Genomic DNA, 25961 nt, shown 5'->3' with positions numbered 1-25961 from the left:
ACCACTTTGGTGCGAGCGGTACACGAAAGGCAGGCCCAGATGCGGACACCCAAGGAATCGGCCGACCCGGAGAGAACGACCCGCGCACGGGAAGGAGGCGTGGACCGCGGGGAGTTGACGCGCAGGGGGTTCGTGGTGGCGGCCGGTGCGGCGGCGGTCACGGCCACCGGCGCCGGTGTCGGCTCGGAGCCCGCGCGGGCGGCCACCGCGGGTCGCGGCCGCGGTCCCGGTGCGGGGCGCACGGCACCCTCGGGCCAGTGGCTGGCGGGTGACACGCATGTGCACGACGACCACTCCTCGGACGGCAGCGGACCCCGGCAGACGTCGAAGCAGACGCTGCCGGGCAACCTCCCCGTCGGCGACCAGATCGCCCAGGGCGAGCGCACGGGCCTGGCCTTCATGCCCCTGACCGACCACCGCACCTACGACCAGCACTGGGACCCCCAGTGGAAGTCGTCCGAACTGCTCCTCATCCCCGGCGAGGAGGCCAACGGCGCACCGCACGCCATCGTCCTCGGCAACGTGGACGTCATCGTCGACGGCGCCAACCCCGAGGGCTCACCGGCCTTCCGGCACGTGCAGCAGTCCGTGTGGGACGCGCACGCGCAGGACGCCGTCTGGTCGCAGGCCCACCCGGACGACGGCGAGTACACACCGGCCGGCGGCGTCGAGGACAACGCCAGCGTCCAGGGCGCGGACCTCGTCGAGGTGCTGAACGTGTCCACCGACCCGGACGCGCAGGTGGACTACGCGGAGAACCGCTGGAACGCAGGCTTCCGCTTCGGTGTGGCCGCGGCCAGCGACTGCCACTTCCGTGAGCTGTGGGACGTCGCGGGCCCCGGTGAGCCGACCACGCACGTCTTCGCGGGCGCACGTTCCGTGCGGGGCATCCTCGACGGGTTCCTGGCCGGCCGCACCTCGGTCTCGCAGAACATCGGGGGGCCGTTCCTCACCATCGAGGCGGACGTGGACGGCGACGGCGTCTTCGAGGCGATCGGCGGCGACGAGGTCGTCCTGACCACCCGCCGCGTGCCGGAGAAGGCCGCTCTGCGGGTGAAGGTGGTGGGCGGCGCCGGCACGAGGGTCATGGTGTACGCGGCGCCCGGCCGCTCCGCGGGCCCGGTCGCCACCTTCACGCCGGCGAAGACCGTCGAGACCTACGAACTCCCGCTGCCGCCCCTCGCCCCGCGGGGCGCCGACCACACCTGGTACCGGGCCGAGGCGCGTTCGCCCGGCAGCGCCTCCGGCGCCGACGCGGATCCCGGCCTCCCCACCCAGTTGCGCGGCGCCACGGCACCGGTCTTCCTGTCCGTCGGCGCACCCGCGGAACCGCGGCCCGAGATCGCGCTGCCGCCCGCCGACCGGCGGCCCGACGCGGCGCGGCTCGCGGCGGGTGAGCAGGGCCTGTTCACCGGATTCCCCGACGTCGCCGTGGCCGACGGCGTCACGCACGTCGTCGCGGAACACCACGAGGACCAGGCGACGGAGGTCGTCTACCGGCGGCTCGACTCCAGGGGCCGGCCCACCCGGGCCCTGACCCTCTCCACCGGTTCCGGCACCGCGCGCTTCCCGCGCGTCGCCGCCGCCGGCCGCGACGTCTGGGTGGTCTGGCAGGACGAACTCGGCCACGAGCAGCCGCACCGCCCGGTGATCCGGCTCGCCCGCAGCACCGACGGCGGCCGCACCTTCGGCTCCCCGCAGCAGCTCGGCAGCGGCGGCGGCCGCTCGATCCACCCGGCGATCGCCCTGCTCGGCGGCCGGTACCCGCTGGTGGCCTGGTCGGACAACAGCGCCGGTGCGTTCGATGTGTTCGCGCAGGTCGTCGGCTTCGACAGGGCCGCCGTGAACATCTCGGCGGCGGGCAAGACGGTCAGCGCCGGCACCCCGGACGACGCGCGGTCACCGCGCTACCCGGCCTCCCTCTTCCCGTCGATCGCCGTCGGCGGCCACGGGCACGCCGTGATCACCTGGCAGGACGACCGCTTCGACCCCGACCCGCTGTGGACGGGCCACACCCCGCCCGCGGGCCGGCCGGCGAGCGGCGGCACGGACCCGGACAACTGGCAGGTGCTGGCGGCGGTGCGCACCGCGCCGGACCGCGACTGGAGCGCACCGGTGCAGGTCAGCGCGGTCACCGACCGGGCGGACCGGCACCCCGACGTGGCCGTCGACGAAACGGGCGCCTTCGTCGCGATCTGGGAGAGCGGCGCACTGCAGAGTTCGGGCGCCAACCTCCAGTTGCGGGCGAGCCGTTCCACCGACGGGGGTGCCGCCTGGGCGCCGTTCGAGCAGGTCGCACCGGCGCCCGCGGCGATGAGCCAGCGGGCCGTGCTGAGCCGTGATCCGCACGGCCCGCTGCGCGCGGTCTGGTACGACTCGCGGTCGGCCGACTGGCGGTGGAAGGTGTACACCGCGACGCGCGACACGGCGTCGGGCTGGTCGCAGGCGAAGCAGGTCACGACGCGCGGGAACTGCACCTGGCCCGCGCTGGACCAGGGCACCGCCGTCTTCACCAGCGACCGTGCGGCACGGCGCGCCCAGCGTGACCGCACCCACCAGGTGTACGTGCTCGACCTGCGCTGAGGGCCCGGGCGGCGGGCACCGGGGGCCCGCGCCCTGCGCCCCGGCCCCGGCCCGAGCCCTTGCGCCGCGCCCCGGTGGGCGGTCTCCACCGGGGCGCGGCGGCGGCCGCGCTGCCGGTGGCCAGGACCACCTGCCGCAACCCGCCGCTCCGGTGGGTCAGGCAGGCGTGTCCCCCAACGCCCCGGGCCGCCCCCGGCTCTCCCCGGCCGAACCCGCCGGCCGACGCGGACACGGCACGGCACCCGGGACGGCGGCGGCCGCGCACAGGGGGCGGTACGTCCCGGAAGGCGGGGCGGCGCGGTCCATCGGGTGGGCCGGCGCGGCTGCGGAAGGCGGGGCGGCGCGGCCCCGTGAGCGGGCCGGTGCGCCCCGGGAACGGGCCATCGCCACACCCGGCCGAGGAAGTCGGCGATCACGCTATCCTCTAGGCCGCGCACCGGCTACCGTGACGAGCCGTAAGCGTGGCGCGACGGGCTGCTGCGGGCCGTTGCGGGTGACCCGGAGGAACTGCAGATCATGTACGGCATCGCCGCCGGGCCGAAACCCGTCGAGAGCCTACCGAACTGGCTGCCCGGGTACGAGCGTTCGGCGCCGGTGCGGGTCGGTGACGGCACGGCGGACCGGCCTCGGCCGGGCGCACGGGGGCACATCCCTGATCTCCGCCCGGTCGTGGCGGTACTGCCCCGGCCCCCGGTGCGCCAGAACTTCGTTCGGTACCGGCCCGCGCGGTCCGAGGCGCCGATGGGGGTGGTATGAGCACGGTTGCGACGCCGGACGACGTGCCGCCCCGGGCCCGCCCGCCCGCGTGCCGCGCCGACCCACCGCCCGGCTCCGGCCCCGGGTCCCCCACCGTGCCGGCGCGCCCTGCCCGGGGGCCCGCCGGGCCCCGCCGCCCGCCCGGCCCGTGCCCACCGGGCGCCGCGCACACCCGCGGCGGCGAACGGGTGCCCCGCCCCGTGCGTCCGGCACCGCGCACCGCGCACCGCCCCCCGCTCCGGATTCCCCGACGACGCGGTGCCCACCGCGCCCCCCCCACCTCTCCCCGACGCCGTGAGGATCTGATGGCCCCTCTGATACAGGACGTACTGCTGTGGGCGCCGACCGGCGGTCTCGTCGCCGTCGGCGCGGTCGCGCTGCGCTACGGCAGGAAGGCGGCGCGGCGCGGTGCGGTCCTCACGGCGCTGCGGGCCCGCACCGCCGAGGTCGAGCGGCGGGCCGCGGAGGCGGAGCGGCAGATCGCGGCGCGGGACGAGGAGGCCGCGCACCTCGCCGAGTCCAGGCTGCCCGCCCTCGTGTACGCACTCCAGGACGGTACCGGCGACCTCTCCTCCGCCGGCGACCTGCTCCACCGTGAGCTGGCCGGGACCGCCACCGGCAAGGCGTACCTGGCGGTGCTCGAACAGGTGGACTCCCTGACGGCGGCGGCCATCGAGCGGGCCGACGCGGCGTCGCGGGCCGCCGTGCAGGCCGTCACGCGCTCCGTGCAGGCCCTCGTCTACGAACAGCAGGCGGCCATCACCAGGCTGCTGGACACGGAGCACGACGAGCAGGTGCTTGAGCTGGTCCAGCCCATCGACCACACCGGCAACCAGCTCGCGCGGCGCCTTCAGATCCTCGGTGTGCTGACGGACATGTGGCCCGGCCGGCAGCGCGACGACGTGCCGCTGCTGGACGCGGTGCGCGGCGGTGTGTCCAGGATCAGGGACTTCCAGCGGATCAAGGTGCCGGGCGAGTCGGCGCACTGGGTCGTCGGCCGGTTCGTCGAGCCCGTCGTGCTCGCGGTCGCCGAGCTGCTGGACAACGCCGCCCGCCACAGCGCCCCCACGACACCGGTGGAGGTCAGCTTCCTGGAGGCCCACCAGGGCGTCAGCATCGAGATCCACGACGCCGGCCCCGGTATGGCACCCGAGGCCCGCGAACTGGCTGCGCGCCGTCTGGCCGGCAAGGATCCGGTCCGGTTCACCGAGCTGCGGGTCCCGCCGAGCTTCGGCCACCTCGGCGTCGGCCGGCTCGCCGCCAAGTACGGCTTCCGCGTCTCCGTCGACGAGGAGCACTCGGTGCACGGCGGCGTGCGTGCCGTGCTGCACCTGCCCCGGGCCCTGCTGACCTCGCCCCCTGCCGCCGAGGTCCCGGAGCCGGCCGCCGCGCGGCCCGCGGTGCCGCCTCCCTCGGCCGCGGCACCGTCGGCAGACCGGCCCGAGGAGGCGTACCCGGTGGCGGAGGACGGCCTGCCCATTCGCCGCCGTTCCGGCACCCGCAAGCCGCCGCCCACCCGGCCGGCCTCCGTGCCGCCGTCCCCCGGCTCCGGTCAGAGCCTCGCCGCGTTCGTCCGCGCCACCAAGTCCGCCCGTACTTCCGATGAGGAGACATCGTGACCAAGAACCCCGACGTGAGCTGGATCCTCGACGAACTCGTCAAGGCGCCGCACGCCCGGCACGCGGTGCTGCTGTCCGCCGACGGGCTGCAGCGGGCGGCCTCCGCGGGCGTCCACCAGGACATGGCCGACCGGGTCTCCGCCATCGCCTCCGGCATGCAGTCCCTCAGCCGCAACGGCAGCGACTTCGTCAGCGAGGGCAACACCGCCTGGCAGCAGACGATGGTGCAGTTCGAGGACGGTTTCCTCTTCGTCATCGCCGCCGCGGACGGGGCCTACCTGGTGGCCTCGGCGGGCCCCGAGGTGGACGTCTCGGCGTTCTCGTACGACATGGCCAAGATGGTGGAGCGCCTCGGGGCCGAACTCGCGGTCGCGCCGCGCCGGCCGCAGGCCGAGGGCGCATGAGCGCGGCACGGTCCGGCGGCGACCGCCTGGTGCGGACGTACGTGGTCACCGGTGGTCGGTCGCACGCCAGCCGCAACCACTTCGACCACATCACCCTCGTCTCCCTGTCCGACGCCGCCGGCCACCTCGGCCGTGCCCAGCTCACCCCCGAGCACGCCGAGATCCTCGACACGCTCACCCGCGGCGCCCAGTCGGTCGCCGAACTCGCCGCGCTGCTGCGCCTGCCGCTGAGCGTCGTCCGCATCCTGCTGGCCGACCTCATGGACTCCGGGCACATCACCACCGGGCCGCGCATCACGGAAACCCCCGAACACGACCGCCGCACGCTGCTGGAGGATGTCCTTGCCGGCCTTCGCCGCCTCTGAAGCCCCGCCGACCCTGCGCGGCGACGAGCGGACCGCGAAGATCCTCGTCGCCGGGCACTTCGGCGCCGGGAAGACCACGCTGGTCCACTGCCTGTCGCAGATCACGCCCGTCAGCACCGAGGAGGTGATGACGAGCGCGGCCGCCGGCATCGACAGCACCGATCTGCCGCACAAGACCACCACCACGGTGGCCATGGACTTCGGCCGCCTGTCCCTGACCGACGACCTCGTCCTGTACCTGTTCGGCGCGCCCGGCCAGCCCCGCTTCTACCCGGTACTCGAGGACCTCGCCGTCGGCGCGCTCGGCGCACTGGTCCTCGCGGACACCAGGCGCCTCGCCGACACCTACCCCATCCTCCAGCTCGTCGAGGACCTCGGCCTGCCCTACACCGTCGCCATCAACCGCTTCGACGGCGCACCCGCCGTGCCCGAGCAGCGGCTGCGCGAGGTCATGGACCTCGCCGCGCAGACACCGCTGGTGACGTGCGACGCCCGCGACCGGGCCAGTGCACGCGACGCGCTGATCGTCCTCGTCCGCCACCTGCTGACCCGCACGCCGGAGCCCGCCTCGTGACCGCACCGACCACGCCGACCGCACCGGCCGGGGCCGAGGGCCCGCTGCCGATCCACGGTGACGCCTTCAGCGCCGACCCGCACGCCACCTACGACCGGTTGCGCGCCCGGGGCCCGATCGTGCCGGTGGAGATCGCCCCCGGCGTGTACGGCTACCTCGCCGTCAGCTACCGGGCGGCCGTCTACCTGCTGCGGAACACGCCGGCCAGGTTCGCCAAGGACCCCGCGCACTGGGACGCGCTCCGCAAGGGCGAGGTGCCGGCCGACAGCCCGGCCCGGATGATGATGCAGCCGCGCGACAACGCGCTGTGGAAGGACGGCCCCGAGCACGCCCGGCTGCGCCGTGCGATCACCGCCGGCCTGGCGCGCGTCGACACCCATGCCCTGGTCGCGTCCGTGGCCCGGATCGCCGACTCGCTCATCGACGCCTTCGCCGGGGCGGGTGAGGCCGACCTGATCGCGCAGTACGCCGACCCGTTGCCCATGCTCACCGTGATCGAGATGTTCGGATGCCCACCAGAGCTCGGGCGGCGTATCGTCCACTCGGTGAGCCGCCTGTTCGACGCGGGCGCCGACGCGGCCCGGGCCAACGCCGACCTGGAGTCCGCCTGCCTGGAGCTGACCCGCCTCAGGAGGGAGCGGCCGGGCCGGGACGTCACCAGCCATCTGAGCGCGGCGGGCCTCACCGACGCGGAGATGGTGCAGACGATCCTGCTGGTCATCGGTGCCGCCGCGCCTCCCACCAGCAGCCACATCGGCCACGGCCTGCGGCGGGTGCTCACCGACCCGAGTTTCGCGGGCAGTGTCCACGACGGCGTCCGGCCGGTGTCCGACGCCCTTGAGGAAATCCTCTGGGAGAACCCTCCCATCCCCAACTACTGCCCGCTCTACGCGCTCGGCCGGCAGCAGTTCGAAGGCGTCCACCTCGCGCCCGGCTATCCCATCCTCGTCAGCTTCGCCGCCGCCAACGACGACCCCGCCCTGAAGGTCCCGCCGGCCGCCCGCCTCGGCAACCGCGGCCACCTCGGGTTCTCCGCCGGAGTGCACGCCTGCCCGGCCCCCGACCTCGCACGCCTCATCGCCGAGACCGCCCTGGAGCGGGTGCTCGACCGGCTCCCGGGACTCGACCTCGCCGTACCCGACGGACAGCTCCGCAACAAGCCCGGCACGTTCCTGTCCGGTCTGACCGCACTGCCCGTGATGTTCCACCCCGACACCAGACTGGCTGCGATCGGAAGGTGAACCGTCATGACCGCCACGCCACCGGACACCGGGTGCCCTTACCCGCTCGACGGATCCGGCACCGACATCCATGCCGAGGCCGCGGCGCTGCGGGCCCGCGGCCCGGCCGCCCGCGTACTGCTCCCCGGTGGGATCCCGGCCTGGTCGGTCACCGACCCGCAGCTCATCAGGCGCCTGCTCACCCACCCCGGCATATCCAAGGACGCCCACCGGCACTGGCCCGCGTACGTCCGCAAGGAGGTTCCCGAGGACTGGCCGCTGCGGATCTGGGTCGACGTCCGCAACGCCCTGTCCGCCTACGGCAGCGAGCACCGGCGCCTCCGCCGCCCGCTGGCCGCCGCGTTCAGCACCCGCCGCGTCCGCGCGCTGGCCCCGCGGATCGAGGAGATCACCAGGGACCTGCTCGACGAACTCTGCACCGCGGGGCCCGAGGAGGTGGTGGACCTGCGCGCGCGCTTCGCCTGGCGCCTTCCGCTCCTCGTCGTCAACAGTGTGCTCGGTGTCCCCGGCCACCTCCACGACGCCTTCCGCGACGCGATCGGCGACCTCTTCGCCACCGGCCTGCCGCCCGAGGAGGCGGCCGCCGCACCGGTGCGGGTGTACGCGCTCATCGACGAACTGCTGGCGCACAAGCGCGGGCACCCCGAGGACGACGTGACCTGTGCGCTCATCACCGCGCACACCGACGGCGAGCTGACCGTCCGGGAACTCGCCGACAGCCTCATGCTCCTCATCGGCGCCGGACACGAGACCACCGTCAACCTCCTCGACCACGCGACGGCCGGCCTCCTGAGCCACCCCGCCCAACTGGCCGCCGCCACCAGCGGCCGAACGGGCTGGGAGCAGGTCGTGGAGGAGGCACTGCGCCACCAGGCCCCGATCGCCACGATCATCCTCCGCTTCGCCGTCCACGACGTGGTCGACGAGCCCACCGGCCTGGTCTTCGCGCGCGGCGACGCCCTCGCGATCAACTTCGCGGCCGCCGGGCGCGACCCGGGGGTGCACGGCGGGGACGCCGACCGGTTCGACACCGCCCGCGCCACCGCCCGGGAGCACCTCGCGTTCGGCCACGGCCCGCACCTGTGCGTGGGCGCCGAACTCGCCCGTATCGAGGCGTGCATCGCACTCCGCGCCCTCTTCGCCCGCTTCCCCGACATGCGCCTGGCCGTCGGGCCCGCCGAGCTCCAGCCCCTGCCGAGCCTCATCTCCAACGGCCACCGGCGCCTGCCCGTCGTCCTCGGTGCCGCCGCCCGCTGAAACGTCGCACCACACGAGCGGACGATCGCCCTCCGCCGGCGCCCGGAGCGCTCCGGGCGCCGGCGGGCGTGCGTACCCCTCGCCGCGGCAGGCCGTCGGCGACGGCGTCCGGGGAGGGTGGGCCGAAGGGGGCGGGCAGGGCCACGAGGCCGGCGCGGGCCGTGGCCGTCCACGGCGAGAGGGGCCCAGCGGGCAGGCGGCGCACCCGCGGCCAGGGCGCCCGGCGGCACCACGACGGCGAGGACGAGCGATGCCCGGGCCCACGCCACCACGATCCAGATTCCCGCTTCGGGTACGCACCGTCAAGAGCGGCGTCCAACGGCACCGGCCACCCCTCTCCGGCCCGGGCCGCGGACCCGGCGACGCTGGTGACGGCCGTGCCGGCGGGACTACCGTGGGAGGCGAGCGCCGCCCGCCGCCCGCACTCCTCCCCCACCTCCTGGAGTCCGCCCGGTGCAGAAACCGTGCAGCAAGTCCAGCGAAGTCGTCGTCGTCGGATCCCTGGTGACGGACCGCAAGTTCTCCGCCGCGGGCGGCTACCGCTGCGGCCCGGAGGACGGCACGGTGTGGAGCGTCAGGCGGCACCCCGGCGGGGTCGGGCGCAATGTCGCGGTCAATCTGGCGCGCCTGGGCGCCCGGGCCGCCTTCGTGGGCCTGTCCGGGTTCGGTGCGGACGCCGGGGACCTGGAGGAGGAGCTGAGGGGTCTCGGTGTGCTCCTGCAGGTGCGGCGCATACCGGGGGGCGTGGGCCGGTTCTCGGTGTTCCTCGACGGCCGGGGGCGGCACATGGTGTCGCGGATCAGGCTCCCGGACCCCGCCGAGGGCAACGTCCTGTGCGGTGCGGAACTCGCCGGCCGCATCGCGGGCGCGGGCGCGGTCGTCGTCGAGGGCGGACTGGACGAACGGCTGCTCACCTGGGTGTCCCGGGTGGCACGGGAGCACACGACACCGCTGTGCGCCCTGCCCACCAGGATCGCCGACTTCGGCCCCCGCGCCCATCTGCTGCCCCTGTTCGACGTGCTGGTCCTCAACACCGCCGAGGCCGCGGCGCTGCTGGAGGGTGCGGGCGGCGCGCCGGGCGCGGTGGACGGGGCGGCGGAGGACGACGCCCGGCTGGGGCACGCCGGCGCACAGGCCCGCTCGCTGGTGCGGCGCGGTCCCCGGGTCGCCGTCGTCACGTGCGGTGCGGCGGGGGCCGCGGTCGCCTCCGCGGAGCGTTCCGCGCCGGTGCTCATGCCCGCACGGCCCGGTCACTGCCTGGACGACACGGGTGCCGGGGACGCGCTGGCCTCCGCCTTCGTCCTCGGCCTGGTACGCGGTTCCGGCAGCACGGCCGCACTCGCCGACGGCCTGAGGGCCGCCCAACTGACGGTGGGCTGCCGGCAGAGCACGTGCCGTGCGCTCCGGACCCTCGGGGCGGCGTGAAGGGGGACGGTGCGACGGGGACGGCGCGGGGGTCAGGACGCGGCGAACCGCGCCGTGCCGCCCACCCGGTGCGCGTACATGGTGATGCCGTCGGCGGCGAGCGCGGGCGCCACCACGTCGTCCGGGTAGGACGTCAGCCCCGCGTCGGTGAGGATCCGCAGATCCGTGGAGTGCAGGGGGATGTCGGCGGGGCGGGCCTGGATGATGCCCCCCACGTTGTCCCCTTCGAAGCCGGCGGGCACCTGCTGGGGGCGGTCGGCGAGGAAGGCGAACATCAGCAGGTGGTACTGGCCCTGCTCCCACTTGCCGGTGAACTCGTAGACGGCGAAGAGGGAGCAGTCCTGCACGCTGATGCCCGTCTCCTCGCGGGCCTCGCGGCGCGCCGCCGCCTCGGCCGGCTCCCCCGGCTCGATGCCGCCGCCGGGCAGCAGCCAGTTCCCCGCGTAGGGCCCGCCCAGTTGGCGGACGAACGTCACGGTGCCGTCGGGGCCCGGGACCACCATCAGCGCGGCGGGCAGGACTCGTTCGAAACGGTGCATCGTACTGTTGTCCTCAATTGTATTCGGTCGGCCGCCCCACCGGCCGGATCACCAGGGCCAGACCGATGCGTTCCCCCTCCACCTTGCCCTTGCGGTAGTACGGCTCGGTCTGCGTGGTGAAACCGTACGTGGCCAGTGCCTGGCCGGGGTTGGAGAGGTCGGGTCCGCACACGATCACCTTGGAGCGTACGTCGAAGGCCATCGCCTCGCGCACCAGTTCCCGGCTGGGTTCGTCGGACTCCAGGTACACCACGAACTCGCCCCGGGCCTCGATCGAGTAGCGCACGGACCTGATGGGGTAGCCGCGCTCCAGCAGGTGCGCGTACATCAGGTACTCGTTCTGGAAGCTCATCAGGGTCAGTCCCGACTCGCCGCCGGCCACGATGGTGGGGAACGGCGCGCCCGGTGTCGCGAAGACCCCGCCGACGGTCAGCACGTTGCTCTGCCGTGCCTCCGCGTAGTAGCCCTTGAACTCGCCGAACGGCCCTTCCGTCTCGTCCCGGTGCTGGACGAGACCCGTGAGGACGTGTGTCGCGTCGTCAGGTACGGGCGGGCTCCCGCCGGTGGTGACGGGGCGTCCCAGCAGCCGGGAGGCGATGTCGTAGTCGTCGCCCTCGGCGGGCAGGCGCGAGGCGGCCACGACGGCGATCGCCGGATCCGCGCCGAGGAAGATGGAGATCGGCATCGGTCGGCCGACCTCGCGCCACGCCAGCAGGTTGTGGTGCCCGTCGGTGCGCGGGTCGAGGAAGATCCGGGCTGCGGTGGGTCCGACCACCTGGATGCGGTAGTAGCCCATGTTGACGCCGCTGCCGTCGGGCATGGCCGTGACGCCCACTCCGGCGGTGATGTAGGGCCCGGCGTCCCCGGGGCGGTGCTGGAGCACCGGAAGGTCGTCCATGAGCCCGGGCAGCTCCCGGCGGCCGGCCGCCGCGGGGGTGCGCGCCGCGCGGCGGGGCACGGGCCCGGCCAGCCGGCCGGCCATCTCCGCCAGGTGGCGCTCCTCCGTCGTCGACAGCGCCGCGAGCAGCACGGCGCGCGGGTAGGGGTGGCAGAGCACCCGCTCGCCGGGCCGCTCGGCGATGTCGGTGAACACCACGGTGGGACGGGCGCCGTGGGCCTTCTCGATCTCCGCGAGGGTCCTGGCCACCTCGACCCGGCGGCTGAGGCGGGCGTCGTAGGTGTACAGCGGGACGGCGTCGTAGCAGGCGGGCAGGCCCAGCTCGGCGGCGCCCCGGGCCGGGCGGAGCCCGCTGCCGGCGAAGCGGTCGCGGCTGCCGGCCGATCTCGGCAACCGCTCCGACACGGTCATGGACCCACCCACAGCTCGGCGGGGAGCGGACGGCAGTTGTCCGTCGGTTCGCGTTCCGTCTCCCAGGGGAAGACGATCCAGTCGTCGATGACGACGGGGCAGTAGTCGGGTACGTAGCGGCAGCGGTGGTTGCGCACCAGGGCGGCGAAGCGCACGTCGCCGGCCGCCACGCCCACGTCGGCCAGCCGGCCGAGCACGGCGTCGGCCGTCGCTCCGGTGCCGACGATGTCGTCGACCACCAGGACGCGGGCGCCGGGACTCAGTTCCAGGGGTCTGGCGGTGTCCACGGCGGGCCGGCGCTTGGCGGCGTAGCGGCTGTCGTCCGTCGTGGTGCGCACCCGTATCGTCTCCATCACCGGGACGTCGAGCGCGCAGGTGAGGTAGCCGGCCGGGGCCAGCCCGCCGCGGGCCACGGCCAGGACGACATCGGGCCGGAACCCGTCGGCCCGCACCCGTGCGGCGATGCTGCCGACGATCTCGCCGTAGGAGGTCCAGTCCAGCAGGTAGGGGCCCTGCCTCGACCACATCCCACTCTGCTCGCCCGTCACGCCCGCTGCTCCCGCCGTGTCGGCACCCCGCGTCACTGTGCTGCTCCCGCCACCCGTGCGGCCGTTATCTGCTCGGAGCGCTCGCGGGCGTGCGGCACGTTCTCCGCCCGGCCCGCGCTGGTGACGCGGACGAACTCGGCGTTGTTCCGGAAGGCGTCGAGGTCGGCCGCTCCCGAGTAGCTCATCGCGGACTGCACGCCCCCGACGAGTTGGCGCAGGGTCCGCGTGAGCGGCCCGGACGCGGCGAACGTCACCTCCACCCCTTCCGGTACGTAGTCGTCGATCTCCTCCTGGGTGACCTTGCCGCCCGCGGCCATGCGGAGCGTCAGCTCCATGCCGAGCGAGGCGAACCCCCTGCTGACCTTGTAGGCGCGGCCGTCCCTGGTCACCGGCTCGGCCTCGCTCTCGTCGGCTCCGGCCAGCGCCGAGCCGAGCATCACCGCGTGGGCGCCGGCGGCGAGGGACTTGGCGATGTCGCCCGACTGCCGGATCCCGCCGTCGGCGATGATCCGCACGCCCAGCTCGGCGGCCGCCTCCGCGCAGTCGAGGACGGCCGTCAACTGCGGTACGCCGGTGCCCGCCACCAGCCGGGTGGTGCACACCCCGCCGGGTCCGATGCCGACCTTCACGGCACCGGCGCCGGCCTCGGCCAGATCGCGGACGCCGGCCGCGGTGGCCACGTTGCCCGCGATCAGCGGCACCTGCGGATAGTCGGACCGCAGTTCCTTGACGGCGTCGATGACCTGGTCGCTGTGGCCGTGTGCGACGTCGACCAGGAGGATGTCCACGCCGTGCCCGACGAGTTCCGCGGCACGCTCGCGCCAGTCCCCGGTCACCCCGACCGCGGCACCGACCAGCGGGCTGCCGTCGGCGGCCAGGCTGGCCCGGTCCTCGTCGGCACCGGGCCGTACGGCCTTGACGGCGTCCAACTGCGCGATCTGCTGCTCGGGGGTCTGCATCCGGTGCAGGATGCCGAGTCCTCCGCCCCGCGCCATCGCCACGGCCATCCGGTCCCCGGTGCACCACTGGGTGTTCGCCGAGATGATCGGCACCCGCAGCCTGATGCCGTCCAGCAGCTCCACGGAGGTGTCGGCCTGCCGCCGGCTGGTCAGGGAGGTCCGCTGCGGCGTCAGGAGGACGTCGTCGAAACTCAGCCCGGTACGCAGTGGTTGGACGATGCGCATGGGGGTCCCTTCAGTCCCTGAGTCCGCTGGTCAGCGCTATCAGCTCGCTGCGCATGGCGCTGTCCTGGAGTGCGCCGCGCCACACCGTCGTCGTCATCGTTGCGGGTGCCCTGATGCCGCGCATCGCCATGCAGAGGTGCTCCCCCTTGCCGATCACCGCCACGTCCGGCGACCCGGTGAGCTTCTCCACGTCGTCCGCGATCTCCTCGGAGAGCCGCTCCTGCGACTGGAGCTTGTGGGCGTGCCGCTGGGCGATCCGCGCGAACTTGCTGAGCCCGAGGATCTGCCCGTGCGGCAGGTAGCCGACGGTGAGCCGGCAGGAGAACGGCAGGAGGTGGTGCTCGCACAGGGACCAGACGCCGATCGCCGAGACGGCCACCAGATTGGCCCCGGTGGTCGTCTCGAAGACGGTGTCCATGGTGCCCGGCTCATAGCGGGTGAACTCGCGCCACCAGCGTGCGTAGCGCGCGGGCGTGTCCCGGAGGCCCTCTCGTTCCGGGTCCTCGCCTATGGCTACGAGCAGTTGGCGTGCCAGCAGTTCGATCGGGTCACGCACTTCCGGTTCTTGCGGTACGGCCACATCGCCACCCAGTCGCTCAGCTCTGCTGTCCATCAAAATCCACGCTCGCTTCCCCACGCATGGACGTGCAATCTGGTCGACAGATTCCACCTGCGTGCGACGACGGCATCCGCAAGTTCCCGGATGCTCACTCCGATCTCCTCGGCAGACTGCCCTCTCGGCATGATCCAGACGTCTTTGAGGCCGAATCGATCGACCAGGGCGGCGACCTCTTCGAGATCAGCCGCCTCACCGCAGACGAACTTGAACTCGGCAGCGGGCTGAGCCGCGAACTTGACCAGCACCTCCGGGACGATTCTGCGGTGTTCCACGACTCCCGAGTGGGACAGTTTGGGCGATACGTTGAACCGGGCGCCCGTCGCAATCAGCGAGTCCTCCGGAGATACAGTGCCGTTGGTCTCGAATTCGACGGCGATACCCCGATCACGCAATTCCGCCACCACGGGCAGAACCCTGCTCTGCTGACTCAGCGGTTCTCCGCCCGAGATCACGATCAGTCCGACCTCGAAGCCGAGCAGCCGCTCGGTGACCTCGGCGGCGGACATGACATGCAATTCATCGACGGGCCGATAGGCGATGCCCGTGTCGGACACCCCCTGCCAGTCCCAGGTGTACGGCGTGTCGCACCAGCGGCAGGTGAGATTGCAGCCGCCGAGCCGCAGGAACGCACATGACCTCCCAGCGGAGGGTCCTTCGCCCTGCACAGCGCTAGGTGGGGCCGAATATCTCGTTCACCACGAGTTTCGGATCCGCCACGTCACCACCTCCCTCGACTCCCTGTCGGCGCGCCGCCAGGCATCACGGCACCAGCGTGGGCGTTACTCGCCCGGGCGGTAGACCGCCCAGGTCTTCGGGGTCTCGGAGACCCGTACGGCCGTCAGCTCCGGAAAGGTCTCCGACCAGATGTCGTGCACCCACATGGCGATGTTCTCCGCGGACGGGTTCCGGCCGTCGAGCACATCGTTGAGGTTGCGGTGGTCCACCGTCTCATCAAGCCACTTCTTGAAAATAGACAGCTCGCCGTAATCCCTGACGAATCCGGGCCTGGTCAGGTCGGCCCGTTTCGCGGAGAGTTCAAGCACGATGACATAATTATGGCCGTGCAGTCGACTGCAGGGATGGTCGGGCGGCAAGTGGTCGAGCTGGTGGCTTGCCGAGAAGTGGAACTCCTTGGAAATTGAGAGCACGCCAGACCCGCTTTCCTTCTGTCGTGAACGAGAAGCACTCATGAGATCTGTTGAGCCCTTGGCCGAGCCCACCGTAGCAGCGCATCGGCAGACCCTCTCCAGCATGCGGCCACGACTCCGGCTCTGTTGCCCGGGTCCCAGGTGAATCAGCAGGTGCATTTCCTTCAAGCGCGCTTCTCCAAGAACTTTACCCCGCCCCTGCCCTTCGCAACACAGCCGTATCGCACCGCATCGGGTTCGCGACGCGAAACGGCTGCACGAACGGCGGCCGGCCGGGTCACCCGAACGATCCCGAACAGCTCCTGTCCGGCCGTTTCGCGGCGATCCGGGCGGCGTCGGCCGCATGCGTGGAGTGTTCGGGTTCGGCGCAAATGAACTCCTCTTCTGGTCAGTTCTCAGCCGTGCGTTCGCCCTCCGGACCTTCGCCACTGTCGTGGGCGATCCGCAACTCCGACGCGAACTCCTGCCAAAAGCGGCCGTAATCATCGGCGAGCGCGACCACCAAATCCCGGCAGTGCGGCGGCACGCACTCGACCAGCCGATTCCGCATCTCCTCGAACTGCGTACGCGTGTCGAACAGCCGCAACAGGGCCCGGCCGTTCTCCGTGAAACGGAGCGAGGGGTCTTTCCGCAGGACGTGCAGGTGGTTCGGGCCGCGGTCGCCGCCGTGCACCAGGCGCGGTCCCGCGGGCCGCATCGGCGTGACGTCCGCGACCCTGCTCACCACGCCGTCGGGGCCCGCCGCCTCGGCCGGCGCGACCTTCTTGCGCCGGCTGCGGGCGGGAACCGGGTCGTCTCCCGCCCGCAGGCGCTCACGGACGTCGTGGGCGGTGCTCACGGAGATTCCGGCCGCCTTGGCGACCTCGCGCAGCGACGCGCCGGGATGGGCCTCGATCATCTGGCCGGCCAGCCGCCGGCCCTCGGCGGCGTTCATCGCCCTGACCCGGCCGTCCGTGCCCATCCTGGTGTTCGACTGAGGAAGGTCCTCGGTCGAACGACGCCGGACGGCGGCGACGGTCTTCGGCGACAGACCGCTGACGCGCGCGATCGCGCGGTCCGACCACTGCGGGTGCGACTCCATGATCCGTGCCGCGGCCGCCGTACGGTCGGAGAGCGACAGGGGCAGGCCGTGGCGCACGTTGCTCTGCACGGCCAGCACGAAGGCGTCCGCCTCGGAGCCGTCGAAGAACCGTACTGCGATCTCCCGCCGGCCACGCGCCAGCGCGGCCTGGACCCGGTGCACCCCGTCGATGACCCGCATGGTGCGCCGGTGCACGAGTACCGGGGAGGTTTCCGCGTCCGACGCCAGCAGCAACTGGACGTGCCCCGGATCAACGCCGGTCAGACGCGGGGAACCCTCGATGGACAGCGAATCGATCGACACCGTGTGCAGGGCCGGTTCCTCAACCGGACACCCAGCACCTTCCTCGACGAGTGACACCGAGCCTCCATGACCTGGATGACGGACTCCACGAAACGGAGGATGGCATTCGGGTGTTCACAATCGATCGACATCGGATCTACCCCGCCGGGGAGCAGCACCGGACCCGCGGCCGTCCCGGGGTGCGGGCCGGTCTGCGCGGGGACGGCGCGCTGCTCCCTCCCGGTGCGTTCGAGCGGCGGGCCCGGGCCGCCGGAAGGTCAGACCGAGTAGCCGAGGGACCGGAGCTGGCCCCGGATCTCGTCGGTGAACGGCACCTGGTCGGGTTCCCGCAGCGCCGTGCGGTAGTCGTCGAGCATGGCGAACAGCTCGCTTCCGTCGGCGTCCGGATCGCGGTGCGGAATGCCGTCGGCGTCGAACCGCTCCACCCAGGACATGTCGGTCGGCGTGGTCTTCAGGAACCAGTCGCTGTAGTGGCGCGTCAGCCGGACGACGCGCTTGTCGTCCAGGTACGCCGCGTGCCCGACCAGGAAGTGCTGGAGCGGGCCCGGCGTGCTGCCGGAGAGCTGGCGCTTCTGGTAGGCGACGAAGTCGTTCAGCTCCGCGTTGTAGGACTCGGCGATGGCGGGCGCGTCGCCGTCCAGAGCCTCCGTGCCGCGCGCGACGGCGGCCAGCGAGCGGCCGTCGAAGACGCCGGTCGCGGCCGTGCGGATGCCCGCGAGGTCGAGCACGGTGGGGGCGACGTCGATGGTGCGGATCCGGTTGGTGTGCATACCGGGCTCGACGCCGTCGCCGGAGATGATCAGCGGCACCCTGAGCACCGGTTCCGCCATCGAGTTGAAGTGGCCGTTGGTGCGCTCGTCGAACGCCTCGCCGTGGTCGGCGAAGACCGCCAGCAGCATGCGCTTGCCGGCCGCGGCCATCCGCTCCCTCAGCCGCTCGACGAACGGCGCGAAGCGGTTCTCCAGGAAGTACTCGACACCTTCGAGGTAGAGCTGCATCAGCCGGTCGTACTCGCCCTGGGAGTGCATGTAGGCGGTGGCCCGCTTGTAGCTCACCAGCAGCTCGGTGTCCTCCGGGTTGCGGTGGCTCTCCACGAGCAGGTCGTTGAAGGGCAGCGACTCGGGGAGCCCCGCGGTCAGCTCGGCGACCTTCTGCCGGTAGTCGTCGCCGCCGAAGGTGAGGTTGTGGAAGCCGTACGGCACGTGCACGCCCCCGAAGTGGGCGCAGGCCAGGGTGGACTCCGAGTCGATGACCGCCTCGATGAAGGCGTCGTCGTCCTCCACGAGGTAGGTGTCCACGTCGCGGGTGAAGCCGAGTTGCGGGCCGAGGATGATCGGGAAGTCGGTCTTCAGGATGGTGCTGCGCCCTGCTCGGCGACCGTAGGTGAACACCGACGGCGCACGCAGCGAGCCGTTGTAGAACTCGTGGATGCCGTTGTGCAGGGGGTACTGACCGGTGAAGATGGCGCCGTGCGCCGCCGCCGTGTACGGCGCGGCGCTGATCATGTTGGGGAAATAGGCACCGCCGCGTGCAAGGTCGTCAAGTACCGTGGTGCGTACGGGGTGAACGTCCTTGTGGTCGTGCGGCCACAGCGGATTCGGGTGGACGGAAAGGGCATCGCTGCGCAGCGTGTCGAGGGAAATCAGCACAACGTGGTCGTAGTGGCTTTCGTTGCCCACGGTAGTCCCTTCTCTGGCCCATAACCTTCGTCATGGCGCAAGGCATGACAAAACGTTCGAACCGATTGAGCTCGGTCGAGCGGGGGTCGATGGTGCTTCCGGTCTTTCGACGACAGGTCGGTTGCGCGCCGTCCAATGGACGGTCGCGTCGTACGGCGGGACCTTCAGACGGGAAATGCTCCGGCGCACGCCGATGGTACGCCCGTCACCCGTCGTTCGGTCGCCGTCGGCAATCTTGCCGCAGGACGGGCGAACCTGTCGCGAGATGCAGGTTCGGGGTATGTTGATGTGACGTTATGGACGGGCTGTGGCAGATCGGGGCTTCTCGTCGCCCTCCGCCGCCCGACGAAGCGGCTGCCCGCCCCGCACCACCACGGTTGACCGGCAATCCGCTTGTGCCCGCAGAGTCTTGTCGTTAACGTGCATGATCGTCCGTCCACCACGGTACGAATGGGACTCAAAAGCGTGCGGAGCATCGAAAGCCGAGTACCCCGTTTCTTCGACATCCTGGACGACGAGTCCCGAACGCTGCGCCGGCTGGAAGCCTGCTTCATTTCGACCGCGGAGTCATTCGGTTTCAGGGAGATCCGCACGGCGGCCGTGGAGGTCCGCGACCGGTACCTCGCGGCGACCAGGGTCCATCCGAGCCGGATCTTCGAGGTGCACCGGCCGAAGGAGGGGTCCAGGTTCGTCCTGCAGGCCGATCTGGCCATGGGGATGTCGCGGTTCGTCGCCGACCTGCCCTCCCCCACCCCCCTCAAACTGGCCCAGGTCTCGTCGGTCTTCCGGGACCGACAGCTCGACGTCCCGGGATGGCGGCGGCAGTTCGACCATGCCGTGCTCGGTACCTGGGGGCTGCCCTCCCCGCACGCCGACGCCGAGATCCTGACGACCGCGCACGAGATGCTGGCTCAGGTCCCGGGTGTCGACGTGGCCTTCATCCAGTTCGCCAACGCCCATGTGTTCGCGCGGCTGGCACCGGATCTCGCCCAGGAGATCCGTTTCAGCGGCAAGGACATCGAGGGCCTGCTCGCCGGCACCTCGCTCACCACCCGGGACCGGGAGCTGGTCACCGCCCTGTTCAGGCGCGGACGCATGCCGCTCGCCGAGTTCCGGGCCTCGATCGCACCCGTTGAGGATGCCCGGGTGCGTGAGGAGGCCGCCGCCCTGCTGGCGACGGCCGCCGAGACGGCGGAGGCGCTGCCCGGGCTTCCGATGTACGTGAACCTGGCCGACCTGCACGGCACCGGGCACTACTCGGGCGTGACCTACCAGATGTTCCTCACCGCCCCGGGCCGCGCCGAGCCCTTCTCCATGATCGACGGCGGCCGGATCGACCACCTGTGCAGGGCGTTCAACAGCCGTGACGTGCCCGCGGCCTGTCTGGGCATCAGCCTGACCGTCCTCGCGAACCTCTGTCCGGCCGAGCCGCCGCAGCGCAAGGTGATCCTGCTCGTGGAGTGCCCGGCGGGCACCGCGGGACCAGCGGACTGCGGGAGCGCCGACGCCGCCGCGGACTCCGGGAGCGCCGACACCGCCCCGGGCGCCGGTCCGCAGCGGTCGGTGGCCGGCGACATCCGTTCCGCGCTCCGCGACCACGGCGTGCAGAGCTCCGTGATGCGGCTCCCGCGCCGCAAGTGGTCGGCGGTCTTCAAGAGCGAGTTCTACGCCGGCCACGGGTTCGTCCTCGTCGAAGGCGACCGGATCACCGTCCGGCACCCCGACGCGGACGAGCGGCAGGCGATCCAGGAGTTGCTCAGCAGCCACCAGAGCGGCACCTGGGTGCTGAAGGTGTGAGGCGGGCACCTCGGCAGGCGCAGGCACCCGCTGCACCGCGGCCCCCCACCCCTCCCCCTCCTCCGTGCGCTCCCCGGCACGCCCCGTTCACCGGGCGCCCCCTCCTCCCCCTCCGTACCACCCCACACGAAAAGGCCGTTCATCATGCCCATGCCCATAAACCGCAGTGTCCGGCAGACCGAGTCCTCGCCCGCCTGGTCCCGCCGACGGCTGTTGCGCGCGGCCGGTGCCACGGGGGCCGCCGCCCTCGGCGCTCCCCTGCTCGCCGCGTGCAGCGACAGCACCGGCGCGGCCAAGGGCTCCCCGTCGACGGACCACGTGCGGGTGGCGCTCGGCTGGCTCAAGGACGTGGGGTTCGCCGGCTTCTTCATCGCGGACTCGGCCGGCTACTACGCGAAGGAGAACCTCACCGTCGAGTTCGAGGCGGGGGGCCCGAACACCCCCGACTCCACCTCGCTGCTCGCCAACGGCCAGGCCGACATCGGTGTGCACGCCAACATGCAGGTCCTCCTCCAGGCGATCGCGAAGGGGAACGACTTCGTGACCATCGGGTCCGGGTTCCAGACGAACCCGGGCGGGCTGCTCTCGCTCGCGTCCGACCCGGTGCGCGAGCCCCGCGATCTCGTCGGTGCCAAGATCTTGGCCCAGCAGGGCTCGAAACCGCAGGTCAACGCCCTCTTCAAACTCGCGGGGCTGAAGCCGGACTACCAGTTCATCCCGATCGGCTTCGATGTGGAAGCGCTCGTCGAGAAGCAGGGCAAGGTCATGACCTGCTACGTCACGAGCGAGCCGATCGCGCTGGAGTCCAAGTACAAGATGAAGAAGGACAAGGACTACGTGGCGGTCACCTACGAGTCACTGGGCATGCCCGCCTACGCGACCATCGTCTACTGCAAGCGCTCGTTCCTGCGGCAGCGCAGGGACGTGATGGAGCGCTTCATGCGCGCCACCCTGCGCGGCTGGCAGGAGAACGCCAAGGACCCCGCGCGTGCGGCGCACCTGGTGGTCGAGAAGTACGGCGCCGACACCGGCCTTGAGCTCAATCGGGAGATCCGGGAGAACCAGATCCAGATACCTTTCATGCAGAGCGCCCTGACACGCGAGAAGGGCATGTTCCGCATGGACGCGAAGCGGCTGGGCGGGCCCATGTACGCCGGCCTGCGCGCGGCGGGCGTCAAGGACCTGCCCGACGCGGACAGGATCGTCGACAACAGCGTGCTGGACGCGGTCTACCACGGGCGGACACACGTGTAACCGCCACCGGCCCCGGCGTTCGGCCCCCGGCGTTCGGCCCCGGGCCGGACGCGGCGGGGCCCGGATCTCCTGGTCCCGCCGGCCGTTGCCTCCCTGCGGGAAAGCTGTGTCCTGTGCGGCGGAACCGAGCACTTACGGCACGATAATTATGCGCGATAAGGCAGAATCCCACAGGGGACGGCACCGGCGGTCAAACGTTCTCGCCGACCGGCTGCACGAGTAGAAGTCGACCGCCGACCGGATCGTATGCGCGGTCGAACCCCGGGGTTTTGCGCCCGGTGCCGCGAGCACGCGTCACGACGATGTGATGAAGGCGAACGCCACCGGAAAGTCCCGGCTGTACCGACACCTTCCAGACAGGAACTCCTCGGCCGGTTCACCGTAAGCGGACGTGCCGCACACGTTCCCGAATTCCGCACACACCCCCGTACGGCAGGGCTCGAAGGAAAGGGCCGGTACGGCGGCGCGGCGCCGGCGCGCGCACGGGCCCGCCCCGGCGCGCAGCGCCCGGGTGCCCGGTGGGCCGACGGGCGGGTGCGCGGCGACCCGCCGGCGAACGCGCAGGCCGGCCACCCGAGGAGGCGCGGCCCGCGTCCGCCGTCCGGCGGGCGCTCCTGGTCGCGCCCACTTGCCGACCCGGCGGGCGCAGCGCCGCTCGGCCAAGGGGTTCGGCCGGCTCGGGCATCCACCGCGCCGACCGGCCGGAGCCCTCCGCCCGGGGAAGTGGCCGCGCACTCCTCGGGCCAGCGTGAAAACACATTGCCGTACGTGAGGTTTTTTCCCGAAACGGCCGGGTGGCACCCGGTGGGCGCACCCGGTAATCGCTGAATTCCCGCCACCGGCGCACAAGAAGAAACGGGGCGTTGCGGACCGACCGGGCCCATTGCCAGGGCAGGGCGTTCCCCCGGCGTTCCGTCGACCGGTTATTACCCGGCCGGGTGATGATCCTGAACTGGTCGCGCCGACCCTCGTCTCGATAACCTGGATTTCGTGGGGGTGCAGAGAGGCAAGGAAGAAACCGCACGGCTGACGGCGCGCGGAAGGGTCACGAGGACGCGGATCGTCGAGACGGCCGCGGAACTCATGCGGGTGAAAGGCGTGAACGCCACCACCCTCGATGAGGTCAGGGCGGCCAGTGGCACGAGCAAGTCGCAGCTCTACCGCCACTTCCCCGACAGGGATGCCCTGGTCCACGAGGTCGTCGAGTTCCAGGCGAGCAAGCGCCTGGACGACCAGCGGCGCCTTCTGCGGCGCCTCGACTCCATCCGCGGGCTCGAACGGTGGCGGGACGCGATCGTCGGCCACACGGCCCTGCACGGCGGCGCCTACGGCTGCCCGATGGGATCGCTGGCCAACGAGCTGGCCGACCACGACGACGACGCGCGCTCCGCCCTCGCGGAGTTCTTCGAGGACTGGGAGGAACTGCTCCACTCGGGCCTCGAACGCATGCGGCACAACGGCGAACTCCGGCCGGACGCCGATCCCCGCGCACTGGCCACCGCGCTCATGGCCGCCGTGCAGGGCGGATACGTGCTGGCCCGTACGACGCGTGACGCCTCGCCCATGAGGACCGCGCTGAACATGGCCATCGCCCACGTCAGGACGTTCACCCCGAAGGTCTGACGCCGCGCTCGGCCGGGCGGTTCGGGACGGGGCCGCCCGTCCTGCACGTCGATATGGTTGCCAAGGCCGTGCGGGGCCCTCGTGTGCCGCACACGCGCTGGAGACACCGCCGACACCACCGACACCGCGGGCGTCGCACACGGAAACACCGCGGTCCCGCCCCCACGCCCTCGGCCCGGCCCGCCCGTGGCGCAGTTGAACGGCCGTGCGGGCACCACGCCTCTCCTGCCCGCGTCGGTGCGCGTCTCAAACATAGACCGCATGGTCCTGTTTACCTGTTCCCCTCGGGGTGCACCACGATATGGTGCGGATGTTCTGGCTGCTCTTCAGTGTGATGGTGGGCAATCATGCGCAACGGCAACCGACTGCTGTATGGACGATGTAGTTCTGTTCCGAAGGCGGTATAGAACGTTGTGTGCGGACGTGCGTTTCTCGCTGCTCGGCCCGCTTCGCGTGTTCAGGGGCCAGATCGAGGTCGGCCCCGGCCAGCCCCGCCAGCGTGCGGTGCTCGCCTCGCTCCTGCTGCGCGGCGGGGCGCCGGTGGACCTGCCGGAGCTGGTCGACGACGTGTGGGGCGAGGACGCGCCGTCCTCGGCCGTCGGCTCCATCCGCACGTACATCTACCGGCTCAGGCAGATGCTCGGCAAAGAGGGCGCCGGCCGTCTGCGCCTGGTGGGCGGCGGGTACTCGCTGGCCTTCGAGCCGGACGCCCTCGACCTGAACAGGTTCAGGCGCCTGATGTCCGAGGCCAGGGCCGCCCGCGGCGCCGGTGATCTGGACGCGGCGGCGACCGGGTTCGCCAGGGCGACGGGGTTATGGCGGGGGGCGGCGCTGTCCGGCGTGCCCGGGCCGCACGCCGAGGTCCAGCGCGGCGCGCTGAGCGAGCTGTGGCTCGCGTCCATCGAGGAGCGGCTCGCCTGCGACGTCGAGCGGGGCCTGTACGTCGAGGCGGCCGCCGAACTCTCCGCCCTGGTGCGGGCGCATCCGTCGCGGGAGCGCTTCTGCGAGCTGCTGATGACCGCGTTGCACGGCGCGGGCCGGCAGACGGAGGCACTCGCCGCGTTCCACACGGTGAGCCACAGGCTCCAGCAGCAGTTGGGCGTCGGCCCGTCCGCGAACCTGCGGCGCCTGCACGAACTCATCCTCACCGACGGGCTCACCGCGGCACCCGCGCACGACCGCAACCGCGCGCCGGGCGGCCGCCGCGGCGAACCCGCCATCCGCTCCCAGCTCCCGGCCGACCTTCCCCACTTAACCGGCCGGGAGGAGGAGCTGGACTGGATGGAGTACCTGATCGACCGCAGGTCGTCCGCGCGGACGATGGTGACGATCGTCCTCGGCGGGATGGCGGGAGTGGGCAAGACGGCCCTCGCCGTCCGGCTGGCACACCGCCTCGCCGACCGGTTCCCCGACGGACAGCTCTACGCCGACCTGCGCGGCTTCGGCTTCGGCGGCGACGCCCGCGAGCCGACGAGCGTACTGGCGGACTTCCTGGTGAGCCTCGGGATCCGCCAGGAGTCGATCCCGGCCGGCGTCCGCGCCCGTTCGGCGCTCTTCCGCGAACTCGTCGCCGACCGCAGGCTGCTCGTGGTGCTGGACGACGCGCGCAGCTCCGAGCAGGTGCGCGACCTGCTGCCGGGGGCGAGCGGCTGCGCCGTGATCGTCACCAGCCGCCGGCACCTGCCCGCACTCGTCACCACCCACCAGGCCGTCCCGGTGACGCTCGCGCCGCTCGGCAACGCCGAGGCGCGCAGCATGCTCGCCCAGCGGCTCGGCGGCTCACGCGCGGCCGCCGAGCCCGCCGCCGCCGACGAGATCGTACGGCTCTGCGGGGGCCTGCCCCTCGCCCTCGCCGTGCTGGGGGCCAGGACCGCCTACCGCCCCGCGCTCTCCCTGAACGACATCCTCTGCGCCCTGCGCTCCGGCCCCAGCCGCTTCGACGCGCTGGGCAGGGACTGCGAGCCGGGGACCAGCGTCCGTGCCGCCCTGGCACGCTCCTACGACGCCCTCGACGCCCGGGCCCAGGGGCTCTTCAGACTGCTCGGCACACACCCGGGGCCGGCCTTCACCGCCACCTCGGCGGCCGCGCTCGCCGCACTGCCCCTCAAGGAGACCAGGGACCTCCTCGACCGGCTCTCCGCCGCCCACATGGTGGCGGAGAGCCGGACCGACCGGTACCACCTGCACGAACTGCTGCGCGTCTACGCCCTCGAACTCGCCGTGGAGCACGAGCCGGAGTCCATCCGCACCACCGCGCTGCGCCAGCTCGCCCACCACTACCTGTACGTCGCCACCGAGCTCAACTCCGCGGCGGCCGGCGCCGCCGCGGCCTGGCTGGCCACCGAGGCCGAGACGCTGGCCGACCTGGACCGGCGGCTGCGCGAAAGCCACCACCAGGACATGGCCGACCGGCTCGACAAGGCGCTGGGGAAGCTGCGGGGGCCGGCCGGCCCGCACCCGGGAGCGCCCGGGGCCCCACCGCCAGGATCCGGGTCCCCGTCCCGCGCACCGTGGCACAGCGCGCTGCTCCAGGGATTCGCGGATCACCCGCCGCGCGGACGCTGACAAGCGGCGCATGCCGGGCGCCGCCGCCGCGGGCAGCGCACCGACCACGGCACCGGTGGCCGCACACCGCTCCCCCGGCCCTCAAACC

21 protein-coding genes are annotated in these 25961 nt (G+C 72.4%); 12 read left to right on the top strand and 9 right to left on the bottom strand.

Going from position 1 to position 25961, the window contains the following annotated elements; all coding sequences use genetic code 11:
• Positions 1-99: 99 nt before the first annotated feature.
• The 8 genes from IE313_RS11660 (at position 100) to IE313_RS11625 (ending at position 10224) form a co-directional block, all read left to right on the top strand.
• Positions 100-2583, top strand: a complete 2484-nt coding sequence (locus IE313_RS11660; RefSeq protein WP_189930923.1) for a CehA/McbA family metallohydrolase — start codon at positions 100-102, stop codon at positions 2581-2583.
• 1061 nt (positions 2584-3644) lie between these two features.
• Complete coding sequence (locus tag IE313_RS11655; RefSeq protein ID WP_189930922.1) at positions 3645-4958, top strand: ATP-binding protein; 1314 nt, start codon at positions 3645-3647, stop codon at positions 4956-4958.
• Positions 4955-5362: a roadblock/LC7 domain-containing protein gene (locus IE313_RS11650; RefSeq protein WP_229924539.1), complete on the top strand. Its 408-nt coding sequence runs from the start codon at positions 4955-4957 to the stop codon at positions 5360-5362. Before IE313_RS11655 ends, IE313_RS11650 begins: the two co-directional genes overlap by 4 nt.
• Entirely contained in the window at positions 5359-5727 is a 369-nt protein-coding gene (locus tag IE313_RS11645) for a DUF742 domain-containing protein (RefSeq protein ID WP_189930921.1), read from the top strand. The genes IE313_RS11650 and IE313_RS11645 overlap by 4 nt, the downstream gene beginning before the upstream one ends.
• Positions 5699-6301: a GTP-binding protein gene (locus IE313_RS11640; protein ID WP_189930920.1), complete on the top strand. Its 603-nt coding sequence runs from the start codon at positions 5699-5701 to the stop codon at positions 6299-6301. Before IE313_RS11645 ends, IE313_RS11640 begins: the two co-directional genes overlap by 29 nt.
• Complete coding sequence (locus IE313_RS11635) at positions 6298-7542, top strand: cytochrome P450 family protein (protein ID WP_189930919.1); 1245 nt, start codon at positions 6298-6300, stop codon at positions 7540-7542. The genes IE313_RS11640 and IE313_RS11635 overlap by 4 nt, the downstream gene beginning before the upstream one ends.
• Before the next feature lie 6 nt (positions 7543-7548).
• A complete protein-coding gene (locus tag IE313_RS11630; RefSeq protein WP_189930918.1) occupies positions 7549-8799 on the top strand; it encodes a cytochrome P450 family protein in 1251 nt (416 codons plus the stop codon).
• A gap of 453 nt (positions 8800-9252) precedes the next feature.
• Positions 9253-10224, top strand: a complete 972-nt coding sequence (locus tag IE313_RS11625; RefSeq protein ID WP_189930917.1) for a PfkB family carbohydrate kinase — start codon at positions 9253-9255, stop codon at positions 10222-10224.
• A 32-nt stretch (positions 10225-10256) separates the two neighbouring features.
• Here the strand turns inward: IE313_RS11625 and IE313_RS11620 are convergent, their stop codons facing one another.
• The 9 genes from IE313_RS11620 to IE313_RS11580 form a co-directional block, all read right to left on the bottom strand.
• Positions 10257-10763, bottom strand: coding sequence for an NUDIX domain-containing protein (locus IE313_RS11620; RefSeq protein WP_189930916.1), 507 nt, complete (start codon positions 10761-10763; stop codon positions 10257-10259).
• A 13-nt stretch (positions 10764-10776) separates the two neighbouring features.
• Complete coding sequence (locus IE313_RS11615) at positions 10777-12072, bottom strand: UbiD family decarboxylase (RefSeq protein ID WP_189930915.1); 1296 nt, start codon at positions 12070-12072, stop codon at positions 10777-10779.
• Complete coding sequence (locus tag IE313_RS11610; RefSeq protein WP_189930914.1) at positions 12069-12620, bottom strand: phosphoribosyltransferase; 552 nt, start codon at positions 12618-12620, stop codon at positions 12069-12071. The genes IE313_RS11615 and IE313_RS11610 overlap by 4 nt, the downstream gene beginning before the upstream one ends.
• Positions 12621-12652: 32 nt before the next feature.
• Complete coding sequence (guaB, locus tag IE313_RS11605; RefSeq protein WP_189930913.1) at positions 12653-13804, bottom strand: IMP dehydrogenase; 1152 nt, start codon at positions 13802-13804, stop codon at positions 12653-12655.
• Positions 13805-13814: 10 nt separating this feature from the next.
• A complete protein-coding gene (gene folE, locus IE313_RS11600) occupies positions 13815-14360 on the bottom strand; it encodes a GTP cyclohydrolase I (RefSeq protein WP_308439162.1) in 546 nt (181 codons plus the stop codon).
• A 56-nt stretch (positions 14361-14416) separates the two neighbouring features.
• A complete protein-coding gene (locus tag IE313_RS11595; RefSeq protein ID WP_189930911.1) occupies positions 14417-15088 on the bottom strand; it encodes a 7-carboxy-7-deazaguanine synthase QueE in 672 nt (223 codons plus the stop codon).
• A gap of 114 nt (positions 15089-15202) precedes the next feature.
• Positions 15203-15571, bottom strand: a complete 369-nt coding sequence (locus IE313_RS11590) for a 6-pyruvoyl trahydropterin synthase family protein (protein ID WP_189930910.1) — start codon at positions 15569-15571, stop codon at positions 15203-15205.
• Between the two features lie 388 nt (positions 15572-15959).
• Positions 15960-16955: a ParB/RepB/Spo0J family partition protein gene (locus IE313_RS11585; RefSeq protein ID WP_229924538.1), complete on the bottom strand. Its 996-nt coding sequence runs from the start codon at positions 16953-16955 to the stop codon at positions 15960-15962.
• Between the two features lie 257 nt (positions 16956-17212).
• Entirely contained in the window at positions 17213-18634 is a 1422-nt protein-coding gene (locus IE313_RS11580) for a sulfatase-like hydrolase/transferase (protein ID WP_189930908.1), read from the bottom strand.
• Positions 18635-19084: 450 nt separating this feature from the next.
• Between IE313_RS11580 and IE313_RS11575 the strand changes: the two genes are divergently transcribed.
• The 4 genes from IE313_RS11575 to IE313_RS11560 all read left to right on the top strand — a co-directional run bounded on the left by IE313_RS11575 (position 19085) and on the right by IE313_RS11560 (position 25873).
• On the top strand, positions 19085-20431 hold the full coding sequence (locus tag IE313_RS11575; protein ID WP_189930907.1) for an ATP phosphoribosyltransferase regulatory subunit: 1347 nt from the start codon (positions 19085-19087) through the stop codon (positions 20429-20431).
• Positions 20432-20575: 144 nt separating this feature from the next.
• Positions 20576-21685 carry an ABC transporter substrate-binding protein gene (locus IE313_RS11570; protein WP_189930906.1) on the top strand — a complete coding sequence of 370 codons (1110 nt, stop codon included), beginning with the start codon at positions 20576-20578 and terminating at the stop codon, positions 21683-21685.
• A 990-nt stretch (positions 21686-22675) separates the two neighbouring features.
• The gene (locus IE313_RS11565) at positions 22676-23308 is read left to right on the top strand and encodes a TetR/AcrR family transcriptional regulator (protein ID WP_229924537.1); all 633 of its coding nucleotides are present in this window, start codon (positions 22676-22678) and stop codon (positions 23306-23308) included.
• Between the two features lie 372 nt (positions 23309-23680).
• Positions 23681-25873, top strand: coding sequence for an AfsR/SARP family transcriptional regulator (locus IE313_RS11560; RefSeq protein ID WP_229924536.1), 2193 nt, complete (start codon positions 23681-23683; stop codon positions 25871-25873).
• Positions 25874-25961: the final 88 nt, after the last annotated feature.

Source organism: Streptomyces sulfonofaciens (genome assembly GCF_014656295.1).
Taxonomy (GTDB): Bacteria; Actinomycetota; Actinomycetes; order Streptomycetales; family Streptomycetaceae; genus Streptomyces; species Streptomyces sulfonofaciens.
This window is presented reverse-complemented; position numbering and strand designations above follow the sequence as displayed.